This is a genomic window from Bradyrhizobium sp. JR4.1 (assembly GCF_040548605.1).
GTDB lineage: Bacteria > Pseudomonadota > Alphaproteobacteria > Rhizobiales > Xanthobacteraceae > Bradyrhizobium > Bradyrhizobium canariense.
The window spans coordinates 213,707-229,696 of the sequence record NZ_JBEPRY010000001.1 but is presented as its reverse complement, the minus strand read 5'-3'; the positions used below and the strand labels follow the sequence as shown (position 1 = coordinate 229,696).

Genomic DNA, 15,990 nt, shown 5'->3' with positions numbered 1-15,990 from the left:
GGGAACGGCCCGGCCCAAGGGTTGACGCAGCTTCCCCGCCGCGCCATTGAGCAGGGGCCTGGTGAGCCAAACCGCGCCCCCAAAAACCAGTTAGAAGCCAAGATGCCCGTTCGTCTCGACCGCAGCAGCGCCGATTTTGACCAGCGATTCGGGGCCTTCCTCGCCGCCAAGCGCGAGGCCTCGGCCGACGTCGAGGCGGCCGCGCGAGCCATCGTCGACGACGTGGCGAAGCGGGGCGATGCCGCCCTGCTCGAGGCCACGGCAAAGTTCGACCGGTTGACGCTCAATGCATCCGGCCTGCGCGTCACCGCCGCCGAGATCGAGGCCGCGGTGAAAGCCTGCGACGCAGCGACCCTGGATGCGCTCAAGCTCGCGCGCGATCGCATCGAGACCTATCACAGCCGGCAACTGCCGAAGGACGAGCGTTTCACCGATTCGCTCGGCGTCGAGCTCGGCTGGCGCTACACCGCGATCGAATCCGCCGGCCTCTACGTGCCCGGCGGCACTGCAGCCTATCCGTCTTCGGTGCTGATGAATGCGGTGCCGGCAAAGGTCGCGGGCGTAGCGCGCCTCGTCATGGTGGTGCCCTCGCCCGACGGCAAGCTCAACCCGCTGGTCCTGGCGGCAGCAAAGCTTGGCGGCGTCACCGAGATCTATCGCGTCGGCGGTGCGCAGGCGGTTGCCGCGCTCGCGCATGGCACCGCGACGATCGCGCCCGTCGCCAAGATCGTCGGACCCGGCAACGCGTATGTCGCCGCGGCAAAGCGGCTGGTGTTCGGCAAGGTCGGGATCGACATGATCGCCGGTCCCTCGGAGGTGCTTGTCATCGCCGATGACACCGGCAATGCCGACTGGATTGCCGCCGACCTGCTGGCACAGGCCGAGCACGATTCCAGCGCGCAGTCGATCCTGATTACCGATTCCGCGCGCCTTGCCGCCGACGTCGAAAAGGCCGTCGAGGCGCAGTTGAAGACGCTGCCGCGCGCTGCGATCGCCAGCGCCTCGTGGGCCGATTTCGGCGCCATCATCATGGTGCAGAGCCTCAATGACGCCATTCCGCTCGCGGATGCGATTGCCGCCGAGCATCTCGAGATCATGACGCATGATCCCGACGCGCTCGCCGCAAGGATCCGCAACGCAGGCGCCGTGTTCCTCGGGCCGCACACGCCGGAGGCGATTGGCGATTACGTCGGCGGCTCCAACCACGTGCTGCCGACGGCGCGCTCGGCACGATTCTCGTCGGGGCTCTCGGTGCACGATTTCCTCAAGCGCACCTCGATCCTGAAATGCGGCCCGGATCAGCTGCGTGCGCTCGGTCCGGCCGCGATGATTCTCGGCAAGGCGGAGGGGCTAGATGCCCATTCGCGCTCGATTGGATTGCGCCTCAACCTGTCATGACCCAGCCGCTCGAACAGGACGACTCGACCAATCGCATCGTCGGCGTCACGCTCGACGAGGACTCGATCGGCCGTTCCGGCCCCGACATCGAGCATGAGCGCGCGATCGCGATCTACGATTTGATCGAACAGAACCTGTTCGCGCCGGAGGGCGCCGACGGGAAGGGGCCGTTCACGCTGCATATCGGCATCACCGGCAGCCGCCTGATGTTCGACATCCGCCGTGAGGACGGCACGCCCGTGGTCGCACATCTGTTGTCGCTGACGCCGTTCCGGCGGATCGTGAAGGACTATTTCATGATCTGCGACAGCTACTACCAGGCGATCCGCACCGCGACGCCGGACAAGATCGAGGCCATCGATATGGGCCGCCGCGGCATCCATGACGAGGGCTCGCGCACGCTGCAGGAGCGGCTGAAGGGCAAGGTGCGGGTCGATTTCGAGACCTCGCGCCGGCTGTTCACGCTCATTACTGTCCTGCACTGGAAGGGTTAAGCGCGATGGCGGGTCCGCCACGCGCACGCGATCCGCAATCGGTGCTGTTCGCTTGCGCCATGAACAGCGTGCGCTCGCCGATGGCCGAGAGCCTGCTGCGGCACATGTTTCCGCAAGGCCTCTACGTGAAGTCAGCCGGCGCAAGGCGCGGCGAGCTCGATCCGTTCGCGGTGTCCGTGATGGCCGAGCTCGGCCAGGACATCTCCACCCACAAGCCGCAGACCTTCGAGGAGCTGGAGGATTGGGAGGGGCTGAATTTCGACCTGATCATCACGCTGTCGCCGGAGGCGCATCACAAGGCGCTGGAGCTGACCCGGACGCTTGCCGCCGACGTCGAGTATTGGCCGACGCTTGATCCCACCACCATGGAAGGCAGCCGCGACCAGAAGTTGGCTGCCTATCGTGACGTCTGCGACCAGCTCCTGATGCGCATCCGCCGGCGGTTTTCGAAGGTGGGCGCGGCGAACGGGTAGCATTCGGCGCCCGTAACACCCGCGTCACAGACTGCGGGCACACGCATCCTGTACCCGTCGAATCAGTAAAGTCCGGGTTCCCGGGTTGTGAAATCAGCCCCCGTCCGATAGGTTCCGCGCGCAATTCACCCCCTGCTTCATTCCCCAAATCACCTGATGCTCGGCCGCCCCAAATTCGTTCTCGCCTCCGGTTCGCCGCGGCGCCTGTCGCTGCTCAACCAGGCCGGCATCGAGCCGGACGCGCTCCGGCCCGCCGACGTCGACGAGACGCCGAAGCGGGGCGAGCTGCCGCGCGCCTGCGCCAACCGGCTCGCGCGGGCCAAGGCGGATGCGGCGCTCAAATCAGTGCAGCTCGACGACGAGCTGCGCGGCGCCTTCATCCTCTCCGCCGACACGGTGGTGGCGGTCGGCCGCCGCATCCTGCCCAAGGCCAATCTCGTCGACGAGGCCGCGCAGTGCCTGCGGCTGCTGTCGGGCCGCAACCATCGCGTCTACACCGCAATCACCCTGGTGACGCCGCGCGAGGCCTTCCGCCAGCGCCTGGTCGAGACCCGCGTCCGCTTCAAGCGCCTCTCGGAGGACGACATCCAGGCCTATATCGGCTCCGGCGAATGGCGCGGCAAAGCCGGCGGCTACGCCGTGCAGGGCATCGCGGGGTCGTTCGTGGTCAAGATGGTGGGGTCCTACACCAACGTGGTCGGCCTGCCGCTCTACGAGACCACCACGCTGCTCGGCGGCGAAGGTTTCCCGATCCGCTTCGGCTGGCTCAATGCCACCGCCGTCTGAGCCGACAAGCCGCTCCTGTAAAAATCGCGAAAACAACCCCATGCACAGTAGAATTGCCCCGCGGGAATCTGGCCGGAACGCCTGCACTTCCGCCGGAGGAACCCCTTTGGCGACAGGCTCTTGAACTCTCTCACCTCGTGCAAGCTGAGCACCCTATGGACGACCAGGTGAAAAAGCCCGCAAGCCCCCTCAAAACCTGCCCGATCTGCGGCAAGCCGCAGTCCGAGGCCACCCGCCCGTTCTGCTCCTCGCGCTGCCGCGACGTCGATCTGAACCGCTGGCTGAAAGGCTCCTACGTCATCCCCGGCCGGGATGACGAGGCGGATGGAGAAGAATAAACAAGTAATATCAACATTCTAAGTGAATGATGCCCGCGCAGCACGCCAGCTCCAGCAAGCCCGCCCGACCTTGTGCACAGCCGGGCCGCGCCCGGCGAAGCCTCTTGGTGAAGCCGGGTGGACAGGCAGCCTTCAGCCCACTATAAACCGCCCGCTCGATGGGCTTTGGCCCCTCTTTGGAGCACGCCCAGGTAGCTCAGTTGGTAGAGCATGCGACTGAAAATCGCAGTGTCGGTGGTTCGATTCCGCCCCTGGGCACCATTTTCGCTCGCCACGGGCAACATCTTCCCCAGCGCCAGGTCTTGACCAGCCGGTTCGCGCAGCAATCCCGTTCCGGAACCAGATCGCGCCCGCCCATTGCTGGCACTCTGCTTGCTCAGCCAGGACCAAAGTCTGGCCTTGGAAGAGAGGCCGTTTCAGGTTGAGGCAAGTGATGCAGGAAGTGTCCCGTTCTGATGCTGCTGGCGAACTCCGGCTCGATGCGTTGGTCGCCGATTTGTGGTGGCGCGTTCGGCTCATGAACACAGACATTCTCGAGGAAGAGGCGAGAGCAGGGGTGTTTGACGTGCTGCAGCCGACATACCCGCTTCTTGCGCTTAATCTTCGCGCGCGACGCGACAATTTGGTCTCGACGATCGGCGTGCTCGAGCAGCGTGCGCGATCAACGTCGGAAGCGGCTTGAGCGCGGTCTTCTGTTACACCGGGAACGTCAGCGATTTCGCGAGCCTGACCAGATCGACCTGGCGTCGGCAGCCCGTCTTTTCGAAGACGTGAATGAGGTGGCTCTTCACGGTGCTGACGGAAACGCCGAGCAAGGCCGAGATCGCGTCTCGTGTGTGTCCCTCGCAGATGAGCTCGAAGATGCGAATCTCGGCCGGCGTCAGGTCATAGAGCTGGTTGAGCGCATCGTGAGGCAATCGCGGTGGCCCGGAGGCTGACGTCACGAACACGGCGGCAGCGGCGCTTTGGATCAGGCCGGATCGCGTGTGGCTGCGTCGCAACGGCAGAACGTGAATGACGAGAGCGTCACCGCCTTGGCGAGGGATCGGGATGCCGATGCCTTTTTGCCCGAGCTTCGTCTCGTCCCTTGCCGCCTGCGCGACGGCCGATTGCAATGTGGCCGTGGTCGCCGCGGATTGAACCGCGATCCTGCCATGCCTTGCCATGATCGGATCGCCGGCCGCGAGCATCGCCGCGGCTGCGGCGTTGGCGTGAACGATCTTCGAATCCTCGTCGGCCAGGACGACGCCCACCGTCAGGGCCTCCACCGTCGCCGCGAATGTGTTGGCCTCCACCGCCTTCATGTCGAACAGATTGCTGATCGTCACGGCGCGGCGGATGTGAGGCGCCAGAAGGCGCAATCCGTCGACCTGCACATCGTCAATGCGGCCTGCCGACTCATGCTGGCTGAATATCGCATTTCCAACCATCGTCCTGTCGCGTACGAGGCCGACGGCAACGGCGTCGAACAAGCCCTTGGGCAGGGCCCATTCGCGATAATAGCGGTTGCTGGAAATGATCTCCGACCGGACGGCTTCGGATTGAACGATCGGCTCGCCGAGCGGATACTGCTGAATGCGCTCGGCGCCGCCCCAGAGCTCGATGATGTCGGCGCCGTAGCCGACCCCGTTCTGGGCCATCTGGGCCAGGTCGGACCCGGAGACCGCATTGACGACGGCCTTCATATTGGTGAGGCTGGCGACCGAGAGCGCGCCGGTGGCAAAGCCGAACTCGGCGCAGATCTCATCCAGAACTTCGGTCCAGCGTTCCGGCGCGATCACACAATCATAGATACTGCCGATGAGGTCCGAGAACTTCTCGACCGAAGCCTGGTGCATTCCAAACCACTCACTTGAAAATAACGGACGTCACTTGAACGTTAGTTTAGGAGTGGCTTCATCGCCTATGATGTATTTCACAACCCTGAGGCAGTGATCTTATCATCGTGATTCCGTGGCACAAACGGGAACACCGAACACAAATGCTTGGGGTGGCTTGTTGGCGACCGCGACGAATTTCGCGCTCGTGCTTTGTCGTCGCTAGTCCAGTGTCTGTTCTGCTCGATGCCTGCTCAAAACTGCGGCAGATGCGATGCGGAGCGCGTCGGCAGGCCGTGTCAAGTTGCATGGTTCCTCTCCATGCAACCTGGATCAGGGCGTGATATCCTGGCCCTCGGGACGGAATTGACCGTCCCCGCATCTGGAAGGACATGGCCATGACGTTGTCATCACGCTTCGGTACGCGTCCCGCTGTCGCCATCTCATCGATTGCACTGCTCCTGTGCGCCCTCGGCGGCACCGCGATGTCGCAACCGACGCCCACCACGACCGCCGCCGACACCCAGCTTCCCGGCGTCACGGTCGATGCGCCGAAGCATATGGCGCGGCCACACCGGCCAGCGCATCACGCGACAGCTCGCGGGACCGCATCGCGCACGTCAGCCGCTTCGACGGCGTCACTGGCGCCGAACTCGGACGCCGCGAAGCTTGCCAAGCTCGCCGCTGCCACGGGCAGCTGCGTCGGCGGTTGTCAATCGAGCTTCAAGACGGGCGACAAGCCCTGGGTTGGTTGCAACGTTTCGGGTGGCGTCTATTCGTTCACGTGCCGTAACGTCGCTAACTACAAGACCTATGACGAGTGCAAGGAAGCAGGACGGATCACCGGCTGGCGCTCCGGCGAGACCTCGGCATATTGCAGCAGCCTTGCGTTGAAGTAGCAGTGCGGATGGCCTCTCCTCCGATTGCACGAGGCAAGTCGCAAGCGGGTCGACGATCAGCGCGTGATTGACGACACATATCATTCCAGCCGGTCAGTCCAGCCTGTTGTCAGGTGGCTCGCGTCATGGATCGTCTGCGCATGGCGCCTATGTCCATTCGCGATTGTGAGGCTTGCGAACGAGCCACGCCCGCGCTCTCATGCTATTGCTGCCTCCGCAATGACGCGAGGACACCCATGCTCCCCCTTCCCGCCGATATCTTCACCGAGCCCGAGGACGTCTCGCCCGACGGGCTTGCCAATCTCGGCCCGCTCCGCCGTCTCGCAGGCAGCTGGCAGGCCGACAAAGGTATCGATATCAATCCGAAGGCGGAGGGGCCGGAGCGGCGGACCTTCATTGAGCGCATCCGGATGGACCCGATCGATCCGCAGGCCAACGGGCCGCAGCTGCTCTATGGGCTGCGCTATCACATCCACATCAACACGCCCGAGGAAGACATCACCTTCCACGACCAGGTCGGCTACTGGTTGTGGGAGCCTGCGACCGGGCTGATCATGCAGACGCTGGCGATCCCGCGCGGGCAGGTGCTGCTGGCGTCGGGCAAGGCCGGGGCGGACGACAAGGAGATCTCCGTGACCGCCAAGCGCGGCGACACCGCATACGGGATCTGCTCGACTGATTTTCTGGAACAAGCGTTCCGCACCGATGCTTACCGCTGCGACATCACCTTCAACGACGACGGCAGTTGGACCTATCTGATCCAGACCGAGTTGTTCGTGCGCGGCGCGCCGTTCAACCATCGCGACACCAACACGCTGAAACTCGTCGCGCCGCCGAAGCTCAATCCCCTCGCGGTGATCTTGAACGATCGCGCCACGGGGAAAAAGGGCAATGAGCCGGCAGCCTGAGCGCGGCCCGGAGATACGCATGAAGCCTTACGTCATCTGTCTGATGCATTCGAGTCTGGACGGCCGCACCCATCCGAGCCGCTGGCGCCCGAAGGGGGCAGGGACGGACTGGTTCGAGAAGATCCACGACGAGCTCGGCGGCGATGCCTGGGTAATCGGCCGCGTCACCGGCTCGGAGTTCGCCAAGGGCAAGCCCTATCCCGCGACGGCGGCCGCGAAATTTCCGCGCGAAAATTGGTTGGCACGACGTGACGCGAAAACCTATGGCGTCGTGCTCGATGCGAAGGGCAAGATCGGCTGGGGCCGCTCCGATATCGGCGGCGATCCGATCGTCGTCGTGCTGACCGAGAGCGTCTCCGATTCGCATCTCGCGGGGCTCCGCCGCGAGGGCGTGTCCTATATCTTTGCCGGAAAGTCCGAGATCGACCTCGCGCGGGCGGTGGACATTCTCAACCGCGAGCTCGGCGTGAAGCGCCTTCTGGTGGAGGGCGGGGGCGTCGCCAACGGCGCGTTCCTGCGTGCCGGCCTGATCGACGAGTTCGATCTGATCCTTAGCCCCGCGATCGACGGCGCCAAGGGCGCGCCCTTCGTGTTCGATTCCACGGATGCCGATGGCGACCGGCGTGCACCGCTGAGCGCGATGACGCTGGAGAGCACGCGAGATCTCGGCGGCGGCGTCCTGCTGCTGCGCTATCTGATCCAGAACGATCCGCAGGCCGTGGGCAAGTAAGCACCGACATGTCGGCAACATCAGAGCATATCGTCATCGTCGGTGCCGGCGCGGCCGGCCTGATGGCGGCGCGCGAGCTGGCGTGCGCGGGCAGGACGGTGACGATCCTGGAGGCGCGCGAGCGCTGCGGCGGCCGCATCCATCCGCTGTCTGTTTCGGAGTTCGGCTACCCCGCCGATGGCGGCGCCGAATTCGTCCACGGCGAGGCGCCGGTCACGCGCGCGCTGCTGCATGAGGCCGGGCTGTCCCTTCAGGAAATCGAAGGCGAGCGATGGGGCTTTGACGGCGCAGACATCGTGCGCGAGGACCGCCACGATCCGCTTGAGGCTGAGCTGCACGCCGTGGTTCGGGAATTGAATGACGATCTCACCATCGCCGATTTCCTGCGCCGGCATTTTGCCGGCGATGAGCATGCGGGGCTGCGCCATTCGATCGAGCGAATGGTCGAGGGCTACGATGCGGCCGATCCCGAGCGCGCCTCCACGCTGGCGCTGCGCGAGGAATGGATGGCTGGCGGGCACTCTCCGCAGGCGCGCATCAAGGGAGGCTATGGTGGGATGATCGACTTCCTGGCAGCCGAGTGCCGCAAGCTTGGCGTGATGTTTCGCTTGGGCTGCGTGGTGTCGGCGATCGAGGAGGAGGGTGGCGCGACCGCCGTTCGCTGTATCGGCGGCGACGTGCTTGGCTGCAATCGCGTGATCCTCACTGTTCCGTTGCCGCTATTGCGCGAGATCGGGCTGCCGAGCCGCGCGCGCGCGAAGGCGGCGGCGGCCGACGACATCGGCTTCGGTAACGTTATAAAGATCCTGCTGCGCTTCGGGCGGCCGTGGTGGCGCGAGCGCAAGGAAGAGCTCGCGGACATGAGCTTCCTTTTGTCCGACCAGACCGTCCCGGTGTGGTGGACGCAATATCCGAACCGGCATCCCGTGCTGACCGGATGGTTCGGCGGCCCGCGCACGGCAGCGCTGTCGCACCTCGGCCCGCAAGCGCTGATCGATGCCGGGCTCGATTCGCTTGCGACCGTCTTCGGCCTGTCGCGTGAGGACCTCGCGCGCGAGATCATCGCGGCCGTTGCGACAAACTGGGCGCACGATCCCTATGCCCGCGGCGCCTATTCCTGGGCGACGCCGCGAACGCGCGAGGCGCAAACGATCCTCGCGCGCGCCGACGGTCCGGTGTCGTTCTCCGGCGAGGCGCTCTATCGCGGAGCCGACATGGGCACGGTCGAAGCGGCGCTGGCGAGCGGTCTGGAGACGGCGGGATTTATCTTGCAGGGATAGCTGACAGTCAAGAAAAAGGCCCGCATCCCGCGGGCCTTCGTCTTACCAGGGACCGTCTTACCAGCGGCTGCCGCCGAAGCCGAACGTCACGCTGGGACCGCCGCCGCCGTAATATCCGTACGGTCCGCCGCCGTAATAGCCGTGGTGCCGCGGGTAATAGCCGTAGCTCCGGTAGTGCGGACGATGAAATCCGTGATGGTGGTGAGGACGCCAGTGATGGCGATAGCCGTGATGATGGTGCCTGTGCTGCGCGCTGATATCGGTCGACTGGCCGGCTGGCGCGTTGTGTTTCGCGCTTGAATTGTTGGCCGCGTTCGCCGCGGATCCGCCTGCAAGCGCCGCAGCACCGACGGCTATCGCGACAATGAGATACTTCATGTCATTACTCCAGTTGAATGTCGTGTGACAACACGTGGTCATCCGGCGCGTTCCGGTCAGTGCGGGCGTCGAAACGACGCAGTTTCATTGGCGTTCGATTTGCGCGGCTGCGTGCGTCTCGTGAGATTTATTGTCGCATCGCGGGCGTCGATCGCAACTCTGCCATCACTCTGCCGCGAATGACGCAATCACGTCATCGGTGGAGAGTCGCGAAAGGCCGCCATGCCGGGGGCTGATCAGTCAATCGCTCAACTCAACGTGATCCTCATGCGCGTTGCGCTTGATCCAGCGCAACTCCGGCCAGTGTCTCCCCATGCAATGTCGCCGCGACAATTCGAATTGCAGATCGAGGCAAGACATGAAGGCGTATTTCATCGGTGGCGGCATTGGATCGCTCGCGGGCGCGGCGTTCCTGGTTCGTGACGCGCAGCTGCCGGGGCGGGACATCGTGATCTACGAGGCGCAGCCGCTGGTCGGCGGCAGCCTCGACGGCGCGCTGCTCGCGAACGGCGCTTATTCGCTGCGCGGCGGACGCATGCTCACGACCGATCACTACGAATGCACCTGGGACCTGCTGTCGAGCATTCCCTCGCTCGAACATCCCGGCCTCAGCGTGCGCGAGGAAACCGTCGCGTTCAACACCGAGAACCCGGCGCATTCGCAGGCGAGGTTGGTCGATCGCAACCGCTTCAAGCTCGACGTCTCGCATATGGGATTTTCCGCGCGCGACCGGCTCGAGCTGCTGCGGCTCACGGAGGCGTCGGAGGAGACGCTCGGCAACAGCCGCATCACCGACTGGCTGTCGCCCAAATTCTTCGAATCCAATTTCTGGTACATGTGGCAGACCACTTTCGCCTTTCAGCCCTGGCACAGCGCGGTCGAGCTGAAGCGCTATCTGCATCGCTTCATGAACGAATTCCCGCGCATCGAGACGCTCGCCGGCGTCAAGCGCACCGTCTACAACCAGTATGACGCGATCGTGCGGCCGCTTGCCGACTGGCTCAAGGGTCAGGGCGTGCAGTTCGTGCGCGGGACCGCCGTCACCGACATGGCGATCGAGAGCGAGGACGGACGCTTGCGGGTGCGCCAGCTCGTACTCGACCGCGACGGCCGCATCGCCAATGTCCAGATCGAGGACGGCGACCTCGTGTTCTTTCAAAACGGCTCGATGACGGATGCCTCGAGCCTGGGCTCGATGACCGAGCCGGCTCCGCGCCTGACCAAGTCCGACAGCCGGGGTTGGGCGCTGTGGGAACAAATCGCGGAGGGACGTCCCGAATTCGGCAAGCCGTCCGCGTTCAACGCGTCGATCCCGGAATCCTATTGGCTGTCATTCACGGTCACCTGCCGCGATCCGCGCTTCTTCGACAAGATGGAGGCGTTCTCCGGCAACAAGGCCGGCACCGGCGGCCTCGTCACGTTCAGGGACTCCAACTGGCTGATGTCGGTGGTGCTGTATCACCAGCCGCATTTCGCCGGACAGCCGAACAACGTGCAGGTGTTCTGGGGCTATGCGCTGCGTCCCGACCGCGTCGGCAATTTCGTGGCCAAACCGATGTCCGATTGCAGCGGCGCCGACATCCTGAAGGAGCTTTGCGGCCATCTGAATTTCGAGCTTGGCGTCTTCGAGGATGCGATCTGCGTTCCCTGCCGCATGCCCTACATCACCAGCATGTTCATGCCGCGCAGCGCGACCGACCGGCCGCTGCCGGTGCCCAGGAATTCCGTCAATCTCGCCTTCGTCAGCCAGTTCGTCGAAATCCCCGATGACGTCGTGTTCACCGTCGAATATTCGGTGCGCGCGGCGCAGACGGCGGTCTATCAGCTGATGAAGATCGATCGCCCGGTGCCGCCGGTGACGCGGCACGACAAATCGCTCGCAGTGATCTTCGCAACGCTGGAAAAGGCGTTCACGTGACGGGTCGAGTTATTTGAACGGATCCTGGATCGATGGCGCCGACTGCCTGATACGACGCACGCTCACGGGCGTGCCGTCGGAAACGAACAGCAGTTCGTAGCGGCGGCCCTCGCTGTCGGTGGCGGAGCAGGTGACATCAGTCACCTTCTTGGCGGCGAAATTGCCGGTCTGGCGGCAGAGGCCGGTGGAGGTCTGCTCGGCCGGCACTGGCAACCCGTCGACCTTGGGGCGGTCCTTGGAGTTGAGCAGCATGCGATCGATCGGCAGCTCGTAGGAATTGTCGTCGGCGCGCTTGCCGTTCTCGCCGGAGAACGACACGACGTGATTGTGATCGGCGGGATCGTCGACCGCGACCGCGAAATTGACCCGGCCCTTGTCACCATGGGCGTAGGCCACCGTCTTGCAGGCGAAGGTGCGCCCGGCGACCTTCAACGTCTTGCAGTGGCCGGACATCAGCGCCAGCAGGTCGACGTAAGCGTTTGCGGCCGGAGGGTTGTTGACGGGAATCGACAAGGAAGACTCGGCAAAACAAGGGCTTGCCAGGCTGATAAGGGCGGCGGTGAGGACTGGTCGGCAGAGGCGCATCGGGAGGCTCACATGCCAGGGAACCACGGAAAAGTTCCGTCCGATAACCAGCGAACCGCAAATTGGTTGCGATCCCGTTTGTTCTACCGGATTCGTCTGAAATACCACCGCGCCACCCCAACGGCGATTCGCCCGTATCGCCCAACCATTCCCGGCCGGCACTTGCCGCCCGGCCGGTGTTTTTTTCGTGGCGGAGCTACCCCATTGCCGCCTGCCAGCGCGTATCGCGCAGGGAGGGACGGCGGTGCAGGCGCGCGTCGAGCAGCGCGCGGGCGCGCGGCAGGTCGCCGCTGCGCATGAGGGCAACGACAAAAGTGTCCTCGATCAACTCGCGCTGGGCATGGCTGCCGCCGACGCGCACGACCTCGCCGAGGACCGGCGCGAGCATTTGCACGCATGCCGCGTAATCCTCTTCCGTAAAGGCTGCCAGCGCACGGCAGACCGCGGGCACCACGGGACCGGCCGGAAGCTTGCCATCGGCGAGCCGCTGCTCGATCGCGGCAAGACGTATGGCGAGCGCCTCGCGATTTTGCGTCGCAGCCGCGAACAGCGCCATGTGGATGTCGGCGAAGGGCAGGCTCGATTTCGGAAACAGCTTTTGCGCGGTGGCATCGGCTTCGACCCAGAGCGCTTTCGGCACGGCGTGGCCGTAAGCCGACAGGCGCCAGAGCAGGGACGCGGCGTCGGTGACGACGTTGAGCGGCGGCGCCTGCGTCGCCTGCGGCTGCAGCACGTCGGCATAGATCGCGAGCGCCCGCGCGGCATCGCCATGCTCCAGCGCGCCGAGCGCCTGATGCCAACGGATGTGGCCGTGCAAAATTCCAGCCCGGTCGTAAGAGGGTATCCAGTCGTCGACGAGTCGGTCGGCCGCCTCGATCGAACCGTCCTCGAACATCGCATGCAGCACGGCGTGCGCGGCGTGGGCATTCTGCAGGCGCAGGTCGAAGCCGCGCTCGGTGATACCGCGACCGCGACCGACCTTGCCGTTCTCGGTCATCGCCCAGCCGTACATGGTGAGGAACCACCAATCCTCGCCATAGTGATGCGCCACGCGCTCGCACAGCTCCTGCCGCGCGCGGTCGTGATCGGCCATGCCGGAGAATGCGAACAGGCCGAAGGCGCCGAGCGGCAGCGACAGCACCAATGCATCGCGCGGCCACGCCTCGACGTGCTTCATCGTCGCCGCGATCGCCTCGGGCAGCCGGCCCTCGATTGCGAGCGCCAGCGTCTCGACATGCGAACGCTCGCGTTCCGTGCCGCGTGTCGCCACGAGCTCACGCGCGAGTGCCGCCTTCTGCCGTGCCAGATCGCCTTGCTGATAGAAGCCATGCAGGCGGCCGCGGGCGATATGGGCCATCGCAAAATCCGGATCGGCCGCAATCGCGCGCTCCAGCGTTTCCGCCGTACCGGTCCAGCCCGCGAGCATGAGGTCGACGCCCTCACGATAAGCGGATGCCGCCTCGGGCGAAGAGGTAGAGAGCGGCAGGCCGTAGCGATCTTCGAGGGCCATTCCTGTCTCCGGCTTAAGCCGTCCGCGCGCGACGTCCTTCAATCGGATAGGCCGGGTCGTTGTAGCCCGGCGTCGAGGGATGCCCCGGCACGACGAGCCTGTCGATCAGCGCCTCGTCTTCCGCAGTGAAGCGATAGTCGAGCGCGCCGGTGTAGCCGTCCCATTGCTCCTCGGTGCGCGGCCCGGCAACGATCGAGGAGACAAAGGCGGAGTTCAGCACCCAGGCGACCGCGAACTGGCCTGCGGTGATGCCCTTTTTCTCAGCGTGGGCCTTGATCTCCTGCGCCAGCTGAAGCGATTCCGGCCGCCATTCGGTCTGCATCATGCGCGTGTCGTTGCGGCCTGCGCGCGTCTCCTTGTCGGGAGCCGCGTCGGGCTTGTATTTGCCGGTCAGCACGCCGCGCGCCAGCGGGCTGTAGGGCACGATGCCGAGGCCGTAATAGGAGCAGGCCGGGAAGTGCTCGACTTCGGGCATGCGGTTCATGGCGTTGTAATAGGGCTGGCTCACCGCGGGCCGGTCGATGCCGAGCCGGTCGCAGATGTTGCAGATTTCGGCGACGCGCCAGGCGCGGTAGTTCGAGACGCCGAAATAGCGCACTTTGCCGGCGCGGATCAAATCGCCCATCGCGCGCACCGTCTCTTCGAGCGGCGTCGCATGGTCTTCCTTGTGCAGATAATAGATGTCGATGTGATCGGTGCCGAGCCGCTTGAGGCTCTCATCCGCCGCCTGCAATACCCAGCGTCGCGACAGGCCGACACGGTTGGGATCGTCGCCCATGGGATTGGCGAGTTTCGTCGCGAGCACCCAGGCGTGACGGTTGTTGCCGATCGCGCGTCCCACGACCTCTTCGGATGCACCCTTCGAATAGGCATCCGCGGTGTCGATGAAATTGATCCCGGCCTCGTGCGCCTTCGCGATGATCCGCTTTGAGGTGGCTTCATCGGTCGGCCCGCCGAACATCATCGTGCCCAAGCAGATCGGCGACACTTTGATGCCGCTGCGGCCGAGTTGGCGATATTGCATGGGCACGTCCTTGCTGCTTCTTGTGGCATCAGCATAGCCGTCTCATGCCGTCATTGCGAGCGCAGCGAAGCAATCCAGAGATGCATCCGCAGAAAGAGCCTGGATTGCTTCGCTGCGCTCGCAATGACGAGGTTGGGGGAGCAGCTTGCTACGCTCTCAGCTGTCATCGCCCGGCTTGACCGGGCGATCCAGTACGCCGAGAGGATAGTGATGACCGGAGAAGCCTCGGCGTACTGGATTCCCCGCCTTCGCGGGGAATGACAGCGTTGGGTGTGGAGTTACCCCGGCCCCTTCAAAATCTTGAACACACCATTGGCCATCACCACGCAGCGGCCGTCCACGCTGACCTCGGTGCTCATGAAGATCAGGCTGCGCGTCGAGCGCACCACGCGCGGGCGGGAGATCAGGATGTCGCCGATCTGGCCGGCTTCGACGAAATGGGTGTCGAGCTGCACCGTCGCCATGAACTCCTTGCCGGAGACGTAGCGGGCGGTCATGCCGCAGGTACGGTCCGCGAACGTCATCATCACGCCGCCCTGGACCATGCCGCGGCGGTTGTGGTGCTTGTCCTCGGTCGCAAGTGCGAATTCGTGTTGGCCGTCGATCTTGCGCTCCCATAACGGGCCGATCAGGTGCATGAAGCCCGTGGTCTCCAGGATGGTCCAGCCGTCTGATTTCAGCCGTGCGGCGGCTCTGTTGGTCATGTCTCGTCCATTCCTGAGCGGGTCGTGCGATCTCATTTCATCGGGGCCGGACGTGGTGTAGTCAAGCATCATGAGATCGTTCGACGATGCCACACGGCGGAATATCGCGGCCGCCTGCGCGGCCTTCACGCGGCTGCCGGAGGACGAGGCGCCGGCGGCGTTGAAGCGCGCCGCGGTGGCAGTTGCGCTGACTGCGGCCAGCGAGAGCGATGACACAGCGTTGCTGCTCACGCTGCGCGCATCTCATTTGCGCGCCCATCGCGGTCAATGGGCCTTGCCCGGTGGACGCTGCGATGCCGGCGAGACGCCGGTCGAGGCGGCGCTACGCGAGCTCGACGAGGAGCTCGGCCTCCAGCTCACCGGCGCGGAGGTGCTCGGGACGCTCGATGATTATCCGACCCGCTCCGGCTATCTGATCACGCCGGTCGTGGTCTGGGCCGCCGACAGTGCCGCGATCAAACCAAACCCCGACGAGGTCGCCTCCGTCCATCGCATCGCGCTTGCGACGATCGAGCGCGAAGATGCGTTTGATTTCGTCGGGATCCCCGAGAGCACGCGCCGTGTGATCCGCTTCCATCATCAGTCGAGCTTGATCCACGCACCGACGGCGGCGTTGATCTACCAGTTCCGCGAAGTGCTGGCAGGACGGCACACCCGCGTCACCGAGTTGGAACAGCCGGTATTCGCCTGGAAATGACGCGAGGGGCGAAAACGAGGTAAACGGCGCGTTAACGTGACAGTTACCGGA

18 protein-coding genes and 1 tRNA gene are annotated in these 15,990 nt (G+C 64.7%); 13 read left to right on the top strand and 6 right to left on the bottom strand.

Annotated features, from left to right (window positions below; genetic code table 11):
* Positions 1-102 precede the first annotated feature (102 nt).
* From hisD to ABIB90_RS01140, 7 genes are all read left to right on the top strand, one after another.
* Entirely contained in the window at positions 103-1,398 is a 1,296-nt protein-coding gene (gene hisD / locus ABIB90_RS01170) for a histidinol dehydrogenase (protein WP_035993721.1), read from the top strand.
* Entirely contained in the window at positions 1,395-1,892 is a 498-nt protein-coding gene (locus tag ABIB90_RS01165; protein WP_354199977.1) for a UPF0262 family protein, read from the top strand. Before hisD ends, ABIB90_RS01165 begins: the two co-directional genes overlap by 4 nt.
* Before the next feature lie 5 nt (positions 1,893-1,897).
* Positions 1,898-2,365, top strand: a complete 468-nt coding sequence (locus tag ABIB90_RS01160; protein WP_007597558.1) for an arsenate-mycothiol transferase ArsC — start codon at positions 1,898-1,900, stop codon at positions 2,363-2,365.
* 156 nt (positions 2,366-2,521) lie between these two features.
* A complete protein-coding gene (locus tag ABIB90_RS01155) occupies positions 2,522-3,151 on the top strand; it encodes a Maf-like protein (protein ID WP_007597557.1) in 630 nt (209 codons plus the stop codon).
* A 155-nt stretch (positions 3,152-3,306) separates the two neighbouring features.
* Entirely contained in the window at positions 3,307-3,489 is a 183-nt protein-coding gene (gene yacG / locus ABIB90_RS01150) for a DNA gyrase inhibitor YacG (protein ID WP_007597555.1), read from the top strand.
* Positions 3,490-3,674: 185 nt separating this feature from the next.
* Positions 3,675-3,750, top strand: a tRNA-Phe gene (locus ABIB90_RS01145).
* 172 nt (positions 3,751-3,922) lie between these two features.
* The gene (locus ABIB90_RS01140; RefSeq protein ID WP_354127099.1) at positions 3,923-4,171 is read left to right on the top strand and encodes a hypothetical protein; all 249 of its coding nucleotides are present in this window, start codon (positions 3,923-3,925) and stop codon (positions 4,169-4,171) included.
* A gap of 13 nt (positions 4,172-4,184) precedes the next feature.
* On the opposite strand, the gene ABIB90_RS01135 is transcribed toward ABIB90_RS01140, so the two are convergent.
* Positions 4,185-5,327, bottom strand: coding sequence for a helix-turn-helix transcriptional regulator (locus ABIB90_RS01135; protein WP_354199976.1), 1,143 nt, complete (start codon positions 5,325-5,327; stop codon positions 4,185-4,187).
* 377 nt (positions 5,328-5,704) lie between these two features.
* Here ABIB90_RS01135 and ABIB90_RS01130 point away from each other — a divergent pair, with 377 nt between their 5' ends.
* The 4 genes from ABIB90_RS01130 to ABIB90_RS01115 all read left to right on the top strand — a co-directional run bounded on the left by ABIB90_RS01130 (position 5,705) and on the right by ABIB90_RS01115 (position 9,123).
* Entirely contained in the window at positions 5,705-6,205 is a 501-nt protein-coding gene (locus ABIB90_RS01130; RefSeq protein WP_007597540.1) for a hypothetical protein, read from the top strand.
* Positions 6,206-6,441: 236 nt separating this feature from the next.
* Positions 6,442-7,113, top strand: coding sequence for an FABP family protein (locus ABIB90_RS01125; RefSeq protein ID WP_354199975.1), 672 nt, complete (start codon positions 6,442-6,444; stop codon positions 7,111-7,113).
* Between the two features lie 19 nt (positions 7,114-7,132).
* The gene (locus ABIB90_RS01120) at positions 7,133-7,843 is read left to right on the top strand and encodes a RibD family protein (protein ID WP_354199974.1); all 711 of its coding nucleotides are present in this window, start codon (positions 7,133-7,135) and stop codon (positions 7,841-7,843) included.
* 8 nt (positions 7,844-7,851) lie between these two features.
* The gene (locus ABIB90_RS01115; RefSeq protein ID WP_354199973.1) at positions 7,852-9,123 is read left to right on the top strand and encodes a flavin monoamine oxidase family protein; all 1,272 of its coding nucleotides are present in this window, start codon (positions 7,852-7,854) and stop codon (positions 9,121-9,123) included.
* A 57-nt stretch (positions 9,124-9,180) separates the two neighbouring features.
* Here the strand turns inward: ABIB90_RS01115 and ABIB90_RS01110 are convergent, their stop codons facing one another.
* Entirely contained in the window at positions 9,181-9,501 is a 321-nt protein-coding gene (locus ABIB90_RS01110; RefSeq protein WP_219682448.1) for a hypothetical protein, read from the bottom strand.
* Positions 9,502-9,859: 358 nt separating this feature from the next.
* Here ABIB90_RS01110 and ABIB90_RS01105 point away from each other — a divergent pair, with 358 nt between their 5' ends.
* Positions 9,860-11,419, top strand: a complete 1,560-nt coding sequence (locus ABIB90_RS01105; protein ID WP_354199972.1) for an oleate hydratase — start codon at positions 9,860-9,862, stop codon at positions 11,417-11,419.
* A 9-nt stretch (positions 11,420-11,428) separates the two neighbouring features.
* Here ABIB90_RS01105 and ABIB90_RS01100 read toward each other — a convergent pair whose 3' ends face one another.
* From ABIB90_RS01100 to ABIB90_RS01085, 4 genes are all read right to left on the bottom strand, one after another.
* On the bottom strand, positions 11,429-12,004 hold the full coding sequence (locus tag ABIB90_RS01100; protein ID WP_007597530.1) for a hypothetical protein: 576 nt from the start codon (positions 12,002-12,004) through the stop codon (positions 11,429-11,431).
* Positions 12,005-12,200: 196 nt separating this feature from the next.
* Positions 12,201-13,514 carry a tetratricopeptide repeat protein gene (locus ABIB90_RS01095; RefSeq protein WP_354199971.1) on the bottom strand — a complete coding sequence of 438 codons (1,314 nt, stop codon included), beginning with the start codon at positions 13,512-13,514 and terminating at the stop codon, positions 12,201-12,203.
* A 13-nt stretch (positions 13,515-13,527) separates the two neighbouring features.
* Positions 13,528-14,538: an aldo/keto reductase gene (locus ABIB90_RS01090; RefSeq protein ID WP_007597527.1), complete on the bottom strand. Its 1,011-nt coding sequence runs from the start codon at positions 14,536-14,538 to the stop codon at positions 13,528-13,530.
* Positions 14,539-14,816: 278 nt separating this feature from the next.
* Positions 14,817-15,242, bottom strand: a complete 426-nt coding sequence (locus ABIB90_RS01085; RefSeq protein ID WP_354126879.1) for a PaaI family thioesterase — start codon at positions 15,240-15,242, stop codon at positions 14,817-14,819.
* Positions 15,243-15,309: 67 nt separating this feature from the next.
* Here ABIB90_RS01085 and ABIB90_RS01080 point away from each other — a divergent pair, with 67 nt between their 5' ends.
* Positions 15,310-15,939 carry an NUDIX hydrolase gene (locus ABIB90_RS01080; protein ID WP_376707503.1) on the top strand — a complete coding sequence of 210 codons (630 nt, stop codon included), beginning with the start codon at positions 15,310-15,312 and terminating at the stop codon, positions 15,937-15,939.
* Positions 15,940-15,990 lie beyond the last annotated feature (51 nt).

What these genes read in the sequence shown, in the direction of transcription:
- hisD (WP_035993721.1), top strand. Translation starts at nt 103, where the DNA reads ATGCCCGTTCGTCTCGACCGCAGCAGCGCCGATTTTGACCAGCGATTC.
- ABIB90_RS01165 (WP_354199977.1), top strand. Translation starts at nt 1,395, where the DNA reads ATGACCCAGCCGCTCGAACAGGACGACTCGACCAATCGCATCGTCGGC.
- ABIB90_RS01160 (WP_007597558.1), top strand. Translation starts at nt 1,898, where the DNA reads ATGGCGGGTCCGCCACGCGCACGCGATCCGCAATCGGTGCTGTTCGCT.
- ABIB90_RS01155 (WP_007597557.1), top strand. Translation starts at nt 2,522, where the DNA reads ATGCTCGGCCGCCCCAAATTCGTTCTCGCCTCCGGTTCGCCGCGGCGC.
- yacG (WP_007597555.1), top strand. Translation starts at nt 3,307, where the DNA reads ATGGACGACCAGGTGAAAAAGCCCGCAAGCCCCCTCAAAACCTGCCCG.
- ABIB90_RS01140 (WP_354127099.1), top strand. Translation starts at nt 3,923, where the DNA reads ATGCAGGAAGTGTCCCGTTCTGATGCTGCTGGCGAACTCCGGCTCGAT.
- ABIB90_RS01135 (WP_354199976.1), bottom strand. Translation starts at nt 5,327, where the DNA reads ATGCACCAGGCTTCGGTCGAGAAGTTCTCGGACCTCATCGGCAGTATC.
- ABIB90_RS01130 (WP_007597540.1), top strand. Translation starts at nt 5,705, where the DNA reads ATGACGTTGTCATCACGCTTCGGTACGCGTCCCGCTGTCGCCATCTCA.
- ABIB90_RS01125 (WP_354199975.1), top strand. Translation starts at nt 6,442, where the DNA reads ATGCTCCCCCTTCCCGCCGATATCTTCACCGAGCCCGAGGACGTCTCG.
- ABIB90_RS01120 (WP_354199974.1), top strand. Translation starts at nt 7,133, where the DNA reads ATGAAGCCTTACGTCATCTGTCTGATGCATTCGAGTCTGGACGGCCGC.
- ABIB90_RS01115 (WP_354199973.1), top strand. Translation starts at nt 7,852, where the DNA reads ATGTCGGCAACATCAGAGCATATCGTCATCGTCGGTGCCGGCGCGGCC.
- ABIB90_RS01110 (WP_219682448.1), bottom strand. Translation starts at nt 9,501, where the DNA reads ATGAAGTATCTCATTGTCGCGATAGCCGTCGGTGCTGCGGCGCTTGCA.
- ABIB90_RS01105 (WP_354199972.1), top strand. Translation starts at nt 9,860, where the DNA reads ATGAAGGCGTATTTCATCGGTGGCGGCATTGGATCGCTCGCGGGCGCG.
- ABIB90_RS01100 (WP_007597530.1), bottom strand. Translation starts at nt 12,004, where the DNA reads ATGCGCCTCTGCCGACCAGTCCTCACCGCCGCCCTTATCAGCCTGGCA.
- ABIB90_RS01095 (WP_354199971.1), bottom strand. Translation starts at nt 13,514, where the DNA reads ATGGCCCTCGAAGATCGCTACGGCCTGCCGCTCTCTACCTCTTCGCCC.
- ABIB90_RS01090 (WP_007597527.1), bottom strand. Translation starts at nt 14,538, where the DNA reads ATGCAATATCGCCAACTCGGCCGCAGCGGCATCAAAGTGTCGCCGATC.
- ABIB90_RS01085 (WP_354126879.1), bottom strand. Translation starts at nt 15,242, where the DNA reads ATGACCAACAGAGCCGCCGCACGGCTGAAATCAGACGGCTGGACCATC.